General features: G+C 69.2%; 11 protein-coding genes. 7 read left to right on the top strand and 4 right to left on the bottom strand.

What is annotated here, in order from left to right; genetic code table 11:
• Window positions 1-33: 33 nt before the first annotated feature.
• Window positions 34-1092 (bottom strand): pseudaminic acid synthase, encoded by a 1059-nt coding sequence (gene pseI, locus EV648_RS09495; RefSeq protein ID WP_132287808.1) that lies wholly within the window; start codon window positions 1090-1092, stop codon window positions 34-36.
• A complete protein-coding gene (locus EV648_RS09490) occupies window positions 1089-1613 on the bottom strand; it encodes a GNAT family N-acetyltransferase (RefSeq protein ID WP_132287805.1) in 525 nt (174 codons plus the stop codon). The genes pseI and EV648_RS09490 overlap by 4 nt, the downstream gene beginning before the upstream one ends.
• An 85-nt stretch (window positions 1614-1698) precedes the next feature.
• On the opposite strand from EV648_RS09490, the gene EV648_RS09485 reads away from it, so the two are divergent.
• Window positions 1699-3276, top strand: a complete 1578-nt coding sequence (locus EV648_RS09485; protein WP_132287802.1) for a glycoside hydrolase family 10 protein — start codon at window positions 1699-1701, stop codon at window positions 3274-3276.
• Here EV648_RS09485 and EV648_RS09480 read toward each other — a convergent pair whose 3' ends face one another.
• Entirely contained in the window at window positions 3277-5715 is a 2439-nt protein-coding gene (locus EV648_RS09480; RefSeq protein WP_132287799.1) for a hypothetical protein, read from the bottom strand.
• Between the two features lie 175 nt (window positions 5716-5890).
• Between EV648_RS09480 and EV648_RS09475 the strand changes: the two genes are divergently transcribed.
• The 4 genes from EV648_RS09475 (at window position 5891) to EV648_RS09460 (ending at window position 8450) form a co-directional block, all read left to right on the top strand.
• Window positions 5891-6079 carry a hypothetical protein gene (locus EV648_RS09475; protein WP_132287796.1) on the top strand — a complete coding sequence of 63 codons (189 nt, stop codon included), beginning with the start codon at window positions 5891-5893 and terminating at the stop codon, window positions 6077-6079.
• A gap of 127 nt (window positions 6080-6206) precedes the next feature.
• On the top strand, window positions 6207-6458 hold the full coding sequence (locus EV648_RS09470) for an acyl carrier protein (RefSeq protein WP_132287793.1): 252 nt from the start codon (window positions 6207-6209) through the stop codon (window positions 6456-6458).
• Complete coding sequence (locus tag EV648_RS09465) at window positions 6455-7711, top strand: class I adenylate-forming enzyme family protein (RefSeq protein ID WP_132287790.1); 1257 nt, start codon at window positions 6455-6457, stop codon at window positions 7709-7711. The genes EV648_RS09470 and EV648_RS09465 overlap by 4 nt, the downstream gene beginning before the upstream one ends.
• Window positions 7704-8450 carry an SDR family NAD(P)-dependent oxidoreductase gene (locus EV648_RS09460; protein ID WP_132287787.1) on the top strand — a complete coding sequence of 249 codons (747 nt, stop codon included), beginning with the start codon at window positions 7704-7706 and terminating at the stop codon, window positions 8448-8450. Before EV648_RS09465 ends, EV648_RS09460 begins: the two co-directional genes overlap by 8 nt.
• A 38-nt stretch (window positions 8451-8488) precedes the next feature.
• Here the strand turns inward: EV648_RS09460 and EV648_RS09455 are convergent, their stop codons facing one another.
• A complete protein-coding gene (locus EV648_RS09455; protein WP_132288714.1) occupies window positions 8489-9880 on the bottom strand; it encodes an FAD-binding oxidoreductase in 1392 nt (463 codons plus the stop codon).
• Window positions 9881-10034: 154 nt separating this feature from the next.
• Here EV648_RS09455 and EV648_RS09450 point away from each other — a divergent pair, with 154 nt between their 5' ends.
• Together EV648_RS09450 and EV648_RS44715 are read left to right on the top strand one after the other, a co-directional pair.
• Window positions 10035-10844: an LLM class flavin-dependent oxidoreductase gene (locus tag EV648_RS09450; protein WP_132287784.1), complete on the top strand. Its 810-nt coding sequence runs from the start codon at window positions 10035-10037 to the stop codon at window positions 10842-10844.
• A gap of 270 nt (window positions 10845-11114) precedes the next feature.
• The gene (locus EV648_RS44715) at window positions 11115-12959 is read left to right on the top strand and encodes an HNH endonuclease signature motif containing protein (protein WP_255512803.1); all 1845 of its coding nucleotides are present in this window, start codon (window positions 11115-11117) and stop codon (window positions 12957-12959) included.
• Window positions 12960-13511 lie beyond the last annotated feature (552 nt).

Here is a 13511-nt window from a genome sequence, read left to right as displayed (position 1 = left end):
CCTTCCTGGAGGGCGGAGGGGCGGTGGAGGGGGTTAGAGGACGTCCCAGGTGAGGGGGGTGCCGGCGGGGGCGTCGGTGCGGAAGGGGCGGCCTTCGACGGAGGTGAAGGCGTCCGGGGGGAGGCCGCCGGCCGGGCGGACGGAGCGGACGTTGTCGGGGGCAACCTTCTCGCCGGCCTTGACATCGCGGGTGATGTAGAGGGAGCGGCGGAAGCGCAGTACGTTCTGCTCGGCCTGCTTCGGGCCGATCAGCGGCTCGCCGAGGGCCTGCTGGGCGACCTTGGTGCCTTCGACCAGGAGCTTCATCTCCGCCGGTTCCAGCGAGAACGCGGAGTCGACGCCGCCGTCCGCGCGGGACAGCGTCACGTGCTTCTCGATCACCGTCGCGCCGAGCGCCACCGCCGCGATCGACGCGCCGATGCCCATCGTGTGGTCCGACAGGCCGATCTGCACGCCGAGCGCGTCCCGCAGTACGGGGATGCCGCGGAGGTTGGACTGGTCGGCCGGGGCCGGGTAGCTCGCCGTGCACGAGAGCACGACGATCTGCTCGTTGCCGGTGGAGCGGGCCGCGCGGACCGCCGCGTCGATGTCGGTCAACGTCGCGGAGCCGGTGGAGATGATGATCGGCTTACCGGTCTCGGCCATCGCGCGGACCAGCGGCAGGTCGCCGATCTCGTTCGACGCGACCTTGTACGCCGGGACGTGCAGCTTCTCCAGGAAGTCGATCGCCGTCGGGTCGAACGGCGACGAGAACCCGAGCATGCCGAGCGAGTTCGCCAGCTCGAACAGCGGCTCGTGCCACTCCCACGGCGTGTGGGCCTCGTCGTACAGGTCGTACAACCGGGCGCCGCCCCACAGTTCGTGCTCCGACGGCAGCCGGAAGGCGGGCAGATCGACGTCCAGGGTGATCGTGTCGGCGGTGTAGGTCTGCAGCTTGAGCGCCTGCACCCCGGTGTCCGCCATCGCGCGGACGATGTCCTTGGCCCGCTCGAGGTCGCCGTTGTGGTTGCCCGACATCTCCGCGATCACGAACGGCTGGTGCTCCGGTCCGACCGGGACACCGCCGAAGTCGATGGTCTTGCTGGCACTCATGAGTTTCCCTTCGGCTTGCGCCGGTTGTCTTTGTGAAGGCTGATCGGCAGCACGGTGATCTCGCGACCATCGGCGTACCGGGTCTGCGGCTCGCCCTCGGTGAAGCGGAACCGCTGGTTCATCTGCCGGACCACGGTGTTGCGCTCGAGCACCTCGCCGGTCAGCTCGTCGAGGCCGAGCTCGTCGAACGCGTACCCGGTGGCTTCCTTCATCACCTCGATCCAGGCAGGCAGCGTCTCACCCCGCTCGGCCAGTCCGTCGGCGTCGAGGAAGAATCCCCAGGCCCCGGTCCGCGGTGCCGCGTCGAGCTCCAGGTCGAAGAAGTTCACCACCCCGGCGACGGTGCCGGCGCGTTCGTAGACCAGCACCCGCCGGGTCGGGTCGACGCTCGTCTTGGCCCACCAGCCGGCGTGCTCGTCAGGGGAGATCTCGTGCGAGTTGACGCTCACCTCGCGGTTGGCCTGCTGGTTGCGCAGGGTCCGGATGAGGTCGACGTCGTGGTCAGTCGCCGTGCGCAGCATGTGCCAACCGTACCGACCCCTTCTACGCACGGCCCAACTGTGTAACTATTTTTCGACTTCATCCACGAATCAGTCGGAGAGTGACATGAGAGTCTGGCGGATCGTCGGCGTTCTCGGGGTGGCGGCAGCCCTGCTCACCAGCACCCTGCCCAGTACTGCGGCCGGCGCGTCGCCGGTGCAGGCAGACTCGTCCTGTGCCCCCGACCCCAGTACTCCGTTGAGGCAGTTCCGCGCGACCTGGGTGTCGTCGGTGGTCAACATCGACTGGCCCTCACGGACCGGGCTCACCGCGGCGCAGCAGCAGGCCGAACTGATCGGCTGGCTCGACGACGCCGTCCGGCAGCGCCACAACACCGTAGTACTCCAGATCCGGCCGACAGCGGACGCGTTCTGGCCGTCCAAGGTCGAGCCGTGGTCGCGGTACCTCACCGGTCAGCAGGGCGGGAACCCCGGCTACGACCCGCTCGCCTTCGCCGTGGCCGAGGCGCACAAGCGGAACCTCGAACTGCACGGCTGGTTCAACCCGTACCGGCTCTCGATGGGCACCGACCTCAACGCCCTGGTCCCGGAGCACCCGGCTCGCCAGCACCCGGACTGGGTCGTCACCTACGGCGGCAAGCTCTACTACAACCCGGGTATCCCCGCGGCGCGCAAGCTCGTCGAGGACGCGATCATGGACGCGGTGTCGGGCTACGACCTGGACGGCGTGCACTTCGACGACTACTTCTACCCGTACCCGGTGGCGGGCCAGGTCTTCGACGACGCGGCCACCTACGCGCAGTACGGGGCGGCCTTCCCGACGGTGGCCGAGTGGCGGCGGAACAACATCAACCTGCTGATCCAGGAACTGCAGCACCGGATCAAGGCGGCCAAGCCGTGGGTGAAGTTCGGCATCTCGCCCTTCGCCGTCTGGCGGAACGCCGCGACCGACCCGCTCGGCTCCGACACGACCGCAGGGGTCCAGACGTACGACGACCTCGCCGCGGACACCCGCCGCTGGGTGCGCGAGGAGTGGATCGACTACATCGTGCCGCAGGTCTACTGGGCCGGCGGCTTCGCTCCGGCGGACTACAACAAGATCGTGCCGTGGTGGGCGGAGCAGGTCCGCGGCACCGACGTCCACCTCTACATCGGCCAGGCGACGTACAAGGTCGGCACCTCGACGCAGTCGCCGGACTGGTCCGACCCGGCCGAGCTGAGCGACCACCTGGCCTTCAACGCCACGATTCCCGAGGTCAAGGGCGACATCTACTTCTCCGCCAAGGACGTGCGTGCCGACCGGCTCGGAGCGACCAGTCTGCTGAACAGCAACTGGTATACACGGCCGGCATTGATCCCGGCGATGCCCTCGCTGGACTCCCGTGCGCCGCTGCCGGTGCGTTCGCTGCGCTCCGACAGGACCAGCACCGGCGTGCGGCTGCAGTGGCGGGCCACCTCGGCCGAGACCACGTCGTACGCGGTCTACCGGCGGGACCTGACGGCGGGTGATTGGTGCGCGGACAACGACGCGCGCAACCTGATCGCGACGCTGCGGTCGACCGGAGGCCAGCAGACGTACGTCGACACCACCGCGGTCAAGGGGCATCACTACCTGTACTCCGTGACCGCCCTCGACCGCACCTGGAACCAGAGCCTGCCGATCCCGACGATCAGCGTGGGCTGATCAGAAGCTCCCACTGGAAGGCGGAGTCGGCGGGGTGAACCCGGGCGATGGCGTCTGCGAGGGGTAACCGACCTGGGGCTGACTGGGGAACCCACCCGGCGTCGACGGGAAACCGCCAGGCGTCTGGGTCGGAAAGCCGCCCGGCGTCTGTGTCGGGAACCCGCCCGGCGGCTGCGACGGCGACCCGCCCGGCGTCTGCGACGGGAAGCCGGACGGCGACCCGCTCGGGAACCCGGTCGGTGTCGGGGTCGGGTTGCCGGTCGGCGGCGGGAAGAGCTGGTAGACCCGGACGGTGCCGTACTCGAACCGGAGCTCCGTCAGACGCTCCAAGTCCTCCGACGGCACGCCGACGCGCTTGTCGGCGAGCAACCACTGCACGCCGTACTTCGTCCGCAGCGTCTCCAGGATCTCCCGGGTCGGCGCGGTGAACGCCTCGTCGTTGAGCCGGCGCATCTCCTGGTCCCAGAAGGCTCCCTGGACCCGCTCGTCCTTGGTGTAGGTGTCGTCCACTCTGGTCGTGTAGGCCCAGCCCTCGACCAGCACGCGCCGCTCGGCGTATCCGGGGATCCAGTACGACCCGGTCAGGCACTTCTCCGCACCGGCGTCACGGCAGTGGATGTTGGTCGCGATCAGGTCGTTCGGCCCGGAGTTCCGGCGAATGAACCGGGCCGCCTCGATCCCACCCGGCGCCACCGACTCGTACGTCGTCAGCGGGGGTGTGGCGAAGTCCTGCAGGGAGGCCAAGGTCGGGGACACGGTCATACCCAGAGCGACCGCGACCGCGATTACCGCCCAGGTCCGGCGCGCTCCACGGACGAGCAGCCCGAGCACACCGACGCCGACCGCCGCGGTGACGAGCGCAACCGCCAGGGGCTGCGCAAGGCAGTCCGGGCCGCCGCAGGAGTCCTCGGAGCGATAGCGGCCCCAGTAGATCGCGGCGACTCCGATCAGCAGCGCCGGCGCGGCGACGTAGTACTGGCGGCGGTCGAGTGAGCCCAGGCCCCAGGTGGCGAGCAGAACGCCGTAGATGAAGCCGCTGCGGATGAAGAACAACTGCGCCTGGCCGTCGTCGTAGAGCAGGCCGGTCGCGACGACAGCGCTGAGCAGGGAGACCAGCAGCATCACGGGCATCGGGTCGCGGGGGAGACGTCGCCGGATCAGGAGAGCGCCGGCGGCAGGCATCAGCCAGCCGATCGACACGACGACCGCAACCACGACCAGGGCAGCAGTGGTCCGCTCGGTCGTCATCTCGTCGAGCAGGTGGCGGAAGGTCTTGGCCGGCTCGAAGGTCACCATCGACGGAGTGCCGCGCAAGGCCACGAAGAACACGAACAAGTAGGAGCCCGCCACCGCTGCCGCGAGCACCAGAGAACGCAGGTTGAGCCGTCCGGCGCGCACTGTCAGGTAGACCCAAGCCGCAGCGAGTCCAGCGCCGTACACGGGCAGTGCTGAGGCCTTGGCGGTGGCCAGCGCCGCGATCAGGATCCCCGCGGCCACGAACAGCCCGGCGAGCTGCAGTCGTGTCTGTCCGGGCTTCCTGCGCAGCAGCAGGGCCGTGACAGCGATCAGAGGCAGCACAAGGACTGTGGAGAACGCCTGCGACGGGCTGGTCAGTTGGCCCAGGGAGAACGGGCTGTCGTTGTACAGCCGCCCAGTGATGGCCCACGGCCACCCAGCAAGGTCACCAGCGGCCACTGTGAGGCCCGCCGCGATCGGTGCGGCGACGGCGCGCCCAGTGAGCACCATGCCGACCGCAGCCGCAGCGAGGACCGCTAGGAGCAGCAGGGCTAACGGCACGATACGGAAGGTCAGTACGTCGAGCTCGATGCTGGTGGTCCAGTGCACGGACGCGATGTGGTCGAACGCGCCCCAATGACTGGTGAGCGGCCGCCCGGAGGCATACGGGATCTCCGGCGGGAAATGATGGGTCAGCTCGGCCGCGATGGACAGGTTGTACTGCGCGTCCGAGTCCGGGCGGAGCGCGGCCGGGCCGTCCAAGGGGATCAGGCGGGAGCCGACCCGCCCGAACCACGCGGCGGCGACTCCGACCGACACCATCACTCCGGCGATCGCCCACCACGGGGTCGGCCGATCGGGGAGGCGGCGGCGCGGCAGTCCGCGGTACATGCCGCTGGCCAGTGCCGGCATCACCAGGACGATCAGCGGGATGTCGACCCATCTGCCGAGCGGGTAGAGCAGGGCTTCGACGGCCAGGCCGAACGTCGTCCCGAGCACCGCGTCGACCGTGAACCAGCCGGTGCCACCGGTGAGCCGTCGCCAGAAGACCGTGCCCGGGATGGCGATCACGATCAGCAGGTAGCCGAGGTACGCCGCGGACATCCAGCTCGGGAGGTCCCGCAGGGCGAGGAACCAGGCCAGCGGCAGCACGGGCAGGCTCGCCATCGCGGCAAGGCGCGGCCCGCGTCCCGGTCTCGTCATCCCGTTCCTCTCGAGTCGCGTCCTTGCACACGGAAAGAGGGCCCCGGACGACGGAAAGTCCCTGCTGATGGCAAATCGGGGCCCAGTGTATTAGCCGTTTACCCCACGGGCACTCCCGCCTACACTGAGTAGGCAAACTCCCCCCGGTCCGTCACGCAGCGCACGGGAGGTCCTCATGTCGGCCCAGCACATCGCCGGTCTGCCGGTCGAGGAGATCCTGCTCGCCGCGCTCGCCGCAGCCACTCCGATGATCGCGCTGATCGGCTGGGAGATCCGGGACCGGGTCAAACGGGTCCGCCGCCGGCTGTCCCGCCACCGCGACCTCCCCGACCGTGTCCGCGACGCGTCCCCGGAAGTCCCGTAGACCATGCGGCGGACCCGTCCGACCACGCCGCATCGCTGTCGTCACTCCAGCACACGGAGCGACCGTGTCGAACACCTCCTGCTCGCGACTGCAGGGGATGAACAGCCATGCCCTAGGCTCTGTGGTCATGGCTGAGTTGACGCGGGAGCAGATCCGGGACCTGATGGGAGCGGTGATGAAGGCGCAGGGCAAGACCTTGCCGGCCGAAGACAGCGCCGACCTGCGGGAGATCGGCTTCCGGTCGCTGGACTTCTCCGAGCTGGCCCTGCGGGTCGAGGACGAGATCGGCGACGAGCTGAACTTCGATGCCCCCGGGCTGCGCCAGATCGCCAAGGTCGGCGACGTGCTGGACTTCATCGAGCAGCTCCAGTCGGCGTGACCGCCCGGCGCCGTAGCACCGCCCTGATCGGCGACGACAACACCGTCGTCGCCGGTGGCCGGACGGTGACCTGGAGGACCCTGCACAAACTGCCCCAGCTGCCGTCGCCGGCCGCAGTGCTGGTGGACAACGGGGCCGACGCGCTGGCGGCGGTCCGGCACCACGCCGTGCACGGCACCGAACTGCTGGTCGCGACCGGCTCGCGGGTGGATCTGAGCATGCGCGAGGAGCTCGGCGAGTCCGGTTTCGCGGTGGTGATCGCCAAGGGCGACGAGCACTCGGTGACCCCGGCGAAACTCAAGCGGGTGGAGGAGTCCGGCCGCGTCTGGCTGCTCACCTCCGGCTCGACCGGACGGCCGAAGCGGATCGGTCACACCCTCGAGTCCCTGACCACCGTGACCACTCAGCAGCAACCGCGCACCTGGTTGCTCCCCTACGCCCCGGGCACCTACGCCTGGTGGCAGGTGGTGACGATCTCGCTGACCCAGGCGGACCAGGGTCTGGTCGTGATCGAGCCGTCCGAGCTGGAGACGTGGCCGCTGATCGCCGCGGAGCACGGCGTCACCGCGGCCTCGGGAACGCCGACCTTCTGGCGGCAGACCATCTACCGCGACACCGAGGCGCTCGCCAAGGTGCCGCTGGAGCAGATCACCCTCGGCGGCGAGCCGGTGGACCAGGCGATCCTGGACCGGCTGCGGGAGATCTTCCCGCAGGCGCGGATCTCCTGGATCTACGCGTCCTCCGAGGTCGGCGCGTCGATCGTGGTGCACGACGGCAAGGCTGGGTTCCCCCGGGCCTGGCTGGATCGCGAGCCCGATCCCGAGTCCGAGCGGCCGTTCCTCTCGGTGGACAAGGACGAACTGATCATCACCTCACCGCACCACGGCGCGGGTCTCGACGGAGCCGTCCGGACCGGTGACCGGGTCGAGTTCGTCGACGATCGCGTGCTGATCACCGGACGGCTGGACAGCGACGAGATCAACGTCGGCGGGTCCAAGGTCTCGGCCGGCCTGGTCCGCAATGTGCTGATGGGCCACCCGGCCGTCGCCTGGGCCCGGGTCTTCGCCCGCAAGGCCCCGCTCGTCGGCCGGATGGTCGCCGCCGAGGTGGTGACGAGCCCCGACCTCGGCCCGATCACTGACGCCGATCTGGTCCAGTGGTGTTCGAACCGCCTGCCGGACTACGGCATACCGCGGCGGATCAAGTTCCTGGACGCGATCCCGCAGAAGGAGACGTTGAAGAGCGATGTCTGAATCCCCTCTGGTCCCGCCGTCGTCGGTGGTGCTCGTCTCGGGTGGTTCCCGGGGTCTCGGGCTGGCGATCGTCAGCGACCTGGTCGGCAACGGCGTGAAGGTGGCCGCGTTCGCCCGGACGGTGACGCCGGAACTGACCGCGCTGGCCGAGAAGTACCCGGACCAGGTGCACGTCGGCTCGGTCGACGTGAACGACGCCAAGGCGACCCAGGCGTTCGTCAAGGAGGTCGAGGAGAAACTCGGCCCGATCGACGGCCTGGTCAACAACGCGGCCATCGGCCAGGACTCGCTGCACGTGCACACCTCGGCCGACCAACTCGCCCACATCATCCAGACGAACCTGACCTCGCCGCTGGTGCTGACCCGGTTCGTACTGCGCCGTTTGCTGGCCAAGAGCCTCAAGGGCCGGATCGTCAACATCACCTCGATCTGCGCCCAGCGTGGCTTCCCCGGCCTGGTCGCGTACTCCGCGACGAAGGGCGGCATGGACTCGGCCACCAGGTCACTGGCGCGTGAGCTGGGCGGCCGGGTGCTGGCGAACTCGGTCGCGCCCGGCTTCTTCGCCTCGGACATGTCGGCGGTGCTCGGTCAGACCCAGCTCGACCAGATCGTCCGCCGGACCCCGACCGGTCACCTGACCGAGCCGGACGAGGTCGTCCCGGTGGTCCGGATGCTGCTGCTCGACAACACCAACATCAACGGCCAGGTCCTGGTGCTCGACGGCGCCGCCTCCATCTGAGGCGACGCCGTCGCGGCAGGCACCGCTGCGCCGGATCGCTAAGCGGGCTTGATGTTCGCGTTCAGGTGGAACACGTTGCCCGGGTCGTACTCCGCCTTCACCTGGGCCAGCCGCTCGTACTTCTTCCCGTACGACGCCCGCACGCGATCCTGGTCCGTGTCGCCCAGCGCGTTGACGTATCCGCCCGTGCTGATCGCGTGTGGAGTGAGCGCCTCCCAGAACGAGCGCACCCACGCCTGCTCGGCCGGCAACGACTCCGGGTCCTGGCAGACCCCGATGACGAAGCACGCGTACCGCGGCGTCCGGCCGCCGCCGAAGGCCGTCGCGTCGTCGTCCGGCTCCGAGAACGCCTCGTCCAGCCGGTAGAACAGGTTCACCGACGTGGGTGACGTCTTGACCGGCACGTGCTCGGTGATGACCTCGATCACCTCGTCCGTCAGGTCGTCGAGGAAGCTGCTCTTCTCGTAGACGTGCTGCCCCCAGCGCTGCGACTCGTCCAGGAGTTGCTGCAGCGCGACGTACGGCATCGGCGTGGCGAACTCGAACAGCGGTGGCAACGCGGACCTCACCCGGTCGAGCACCTCCGCGTGGGCCGCGGGCGACCCGAGGCCCGTGACGACCATCACGTACCCCGGCCGGAAGTGGAACTCCTCCGGCACGAACGGCGCGGGCGGCGCGTTCAGCCCGCCGAGCACCACGTTGAACTCGCGCGACAGGGTCGGAATCACCTCGCGCGCCAGCCGGAACATCTCCGGCCCCTGCTCCAGCCCGAAGAAGAGCAACCCGTACTGGACGAGCGGCCCCACGTCGTACAGGCGGAACTCGAACTCCGTCACCACGCCGAAGTTGCCGCCGCCACCGCGCAGCGCCCAGAAGAGTTCGGGGTGCTCGTCCTCGGCGGCGCGCAGGATCCGCCCGTCCGCGGTGACCACCCGCGCCGAGACGAGGTCGTCGATGCTGAGCCCGCCGAGTCGCGTCAGCCAGCCCATCCCGCCGCCCAGGGTGAGGCCTCCGACGCCGGTGTGGCTGATCATGCCCGCCGGTACCGCGAGCCCGTGCGCCTGGGTGGCCGCGTCAAGATCCGCCAGCAACGCCCCGCCGCCGACCTTGGCCCGCTTGGCCGCCGGGTCCACCGTCACCTGGTTCATTCCGCTGAGGTCGATCACCAGCCCGTCGTCGACACTCGCCGCGCCGGTCGGATTGTGCGCACCACCCCGCACCGCGATCTCCAGCCCGGTCGTGGTGGCGAATGCGATCGCCGCGCGCACTTCCTCGGCCGTCCGGCAGCTGACGATCACCGCCGGCCGCCGGTCGATGTCCGCGTTCCAGACCCGCCGCGCATCGTCGTACCCGGCATCGTCCGGCGCGAACACCGCGCCCCCGATGCTCCCTCGTAACTCGTCGACCCCGGTCCCAGCGGTCTGCGTCATGTCATCCACCCCGTTCATCCTGTCACTGTCCGTGCACAAAATGCCCGTATCGCCACACTCTGCCACCATCCCCTTCAGCCAGCCTTAAATCCACCCCTGCCCTGACGCCCACTGCGCAGCCCGAAATGTCCGTGGGGAGGAGTAGGAACGGGGCATGAGATATGGGGTGATCCTGCCGGGCGGTACTGCGGTGGAGCAGTTGGAGCAGGCCGTGCTGGCCGAGGAGGCGGGGTGGGACGGGGTCTTCGTGTGGGAGGCGGCCTATGGAGTCGATGCCTGGGGTCTGTTGTCGGCGATGGCGGCGCGGACTGAGCGGATCAAGCTCGGCACGATGCTGACTCCGTTGCCGTGGCGGCGGCCCTGGAAGGTGGCCAGTCAGGTGGTGACGCTTGACCAACTGTCCGGTGGACGGGCGATCCTGGCGGTCGGGTTGGGCGCTGTCGACACGGATCTGCCGCTGACCGGCGAAGAGCTCGATCTCAGGACGCGGGCTTCGATGATGGACGAGGGCATCGACCTGATCCGGGAGTTGTGGGCCGGCGGGCTGAGCTATCACGGCAAGCACTACGACTACGAGTGCGCTCGCGATGACCTCACCCAGGTGGGCCGGCCCGTGCAGGAGCGGATCCCGATCTGGGTGGTGGGTGCATGGCCGCGACCCAAGTCGATGCGGCGAGTACTGCGCTGCGACGGGGTGCTGCCGCAGTACCAGGGGGAAGCCTCGCCTGAGGAGATGCGGTCCCTGCGTTCGTGGCTGGACGAGCGCGGCGCTGCCCCCGGCCTGGACGTGGTCGCCGAGGGCGAGACGCCGGCAGACGACCGGGAGGCTGCGGCAGCCGAGGTCAGGCCGTGGGCGGAGGTGGGCGCGACCTGGTGGCTGGAGACCCGCTGGGACATGCCGCACAACTCCACCGAGCGCATGCGACAGATCCGCGACCGCCTGGCAGCCGGTCCACCTGCCTGACCCGCAACGAACGCCCTACAGATCAAATCAACGGCGCACAGTAGGAACGTCACGCGATCGCCTGCGCGTCAACCTCACTGCCAACCCCACGAGCTAGCGATCGGCGCATGGTCGGAAATCCTTCTCGCCCACGTCCACAGCTGCAGGTGGTTGTGGACAAGCTGACCGAATCCGATGCCTGCGTCGAGTTTCGGTCAATCTTCGGAATCCCTTACAAATAAGGGCCTTCCGGCACAGAAACTGTCGGAGGGGGTGTCTAGGGTCTGGGGTATGGAGATCTTGGGTGAGCGGCCGGTGTGGTCGATGAGTGACAGCGAGCAGCTGTCGACTCTCGACGCGCTGCAGGCCGAGATCTCCCGGTTGCAGACCTACCGTCTGCAGGTCCTGGCCGCCTACGACGCGACCGGTCACGCCGCGACCCTCGGCGCCGGCGACACCGCGAGGCTGCTGGCGTTCCGGCACCGCCTGGACCCGGGCGTGATCAAGCGTGACCTGGCCCTGGCCAAGGCGCTGCGCAAGTACCCCGCCATCACCAACGCCCTGCCAGCCACCGGCGTCGGGGATCCGGCAGACGCCAACGACGACGAGCCGGCCAGCGACCCGGGTGGTGAGCCGGGCGGGGAGGCCGGAGCCGATGCAGTGGTGTTGTCTCCGGCGCAGGCCGCGGCGATCGTGGCCGAACTGGAGAACGTGCCCAAGACCGTCGCGGTCGAGGACCTGGCCGTGGCCGAACAACAGCTAGTCGCCCTGGGCCGCCATTTCTGTCCGTCGGAACTGCGCAAGGCGGCCCGCCGGGTCCGCGACCTGCTGGACGCCGACGGCCCGGCACCGGAAGAGGACAAGGCCTATGCCCGGGAAGAGTTGCGGCTGCGGCCCGCGGACCGGGGTGTGAAGTTCAGCGGCTACCTGGCCAACGAGAACGCCGAACTGTTCCAGTCCCTGATCCTGTCCGGTTCGAAGCCCCGTAAGACCGTCACCGGCGAGTTGGACCCGCGCTCACCGGACAAGCGCCGCGCCGACGCCCTCACCGACGTCCTCAACGTCGCCTCCAACGCCATCACCACCGCCACCCCGGCAGATCCAGCCGATCCGGCCGACCCGGCCGGAGCAACCCTGGACGATGCCGAGACCGCCGGATCGCCCAGCGGCAACGGCACGCCAGCGGCGGCCGGCAGCGCCACCCAGACTCGTGCCGCCGCGAGTGGCGCCGCGGCGGAGGCCGGGCACGGCCCGAAAGCACACATCACGATCACCATCGACCTCAAAGACCTCACCGACGCCGGAGCCCACGCGGTCGGCACCCTGGTCCACGGCGAGGGACTGTCCGCGGGCGCGATCCGCCGGCTGGCGTGCGAGGCGCAGATCATCCCGATCGTGCTCGGCGCGAACTCCGAACCCCTCGACGTCGCCATGGCCCAACGCTTCGTCAACCGCGCCATCCGCCGCGCCCTGAACGCCCGCGACAAAGGCTGCGTCGTGTGCAAAGCCCCGCCGATCTTCTGCGACGCCCACCACCTGATCTCCTGGATCGACAACGGCCCCACCGCCCTGACCAACCTGGTCCTGCTCTGCCGCCGCCACCACATCGACACCCACCACCGCCACTGGACCATCACCTTCCACCACGGCACCGTCACCGTCGCCAGACCCGCCTGGGCCGAACCCGGCCCCACCACCACCAGAACCCGCTACCGCAGACCCATCCACAGTCTTGCGAGCAGTACACCCGCCAGCAGCAGCTACGGCGGCCGCGGGCTGCTGCCCAGCCATGCCCGAAACAGCGCCCACCAGCCGCCACGCACCACCGCCGCGACTGGCGCAGTCGCTCAGTTCGATCCTTGGGGTGACACCGATCCACCCTGCTCGGGAACCGGCACCAACACGCCAACACCTGGCGACCTGGCGCGGACCGCCACGGACGACACGGCCGTACGGTTCGATCCGTGGGGCGACCACGATCCACGGGACATGCAAACGGCCAATGCGACCAGCTCGCCCATCGCCGCCGGCGCCGACGGTGGTCCCGGTTGGCTGCCCCAATCAAAGCCATGGCGAGCTCCCACCATCCCGACCACAAGCCGCCACGGAGAACCACCCTGTGCCCGACCGGGCTGACCGCCCACCAAGTCCGAGGTCCCCGGGCTCGGTGGGCTGTCCGCCGCCATAGCCGCACGGCGCACGGACTCGGCGACGGCAAGTACCTGCGAAACCACAGGATTGTCCGACGAGGGCTGCGCCGTGTTTCGAAAGTCGGTGAGGGCACTTACCGGTCGGTCGGGGCTGACACGACGTTCCACTGGAGCTGGGCGTTGGAGTCTTCAAGGCATGGCTGGCAGATCCAGGTGTGGTTGTCGTCGGCGGTGACCTACCCGGTAGATGGGTTGTCGACCAAGACGATCATCAGCACGGAGACCTCGTGGCCACCACACCGCTGACGAGGCGGTTCGACCTAACCGACGCGCAATGGGCGGTGCTGGACCCGCTGCTGCCGAAGGGCGCAAGTGCGGTATCAAACCGGCTCAAACGCCACGCGCCATCGCGACGCGATACGACCAACTCGCCGTGCGGGATCAGGCCACACTCCACCGGGATCAGGCCACACTCCACACAGTCGCGATACTCCACACAGTCGCGATCAACGAGTGTCTCTGACCCAGTTGTGAGACC

This window comes from Kribbella sp. VKM Ac-2568 (assembly GCF_004345365.1).
Lineage (GTDB): Bacteria > Actinomycetota > Actinomycetes > Propionibacteriales > Kribbellaceae > Kribbella > Kribbella orskensis.
Note: the sequence above shows the minus strand (reverse complement) of the source record. Positions and strands in the feature narration are given on the sequence as shown.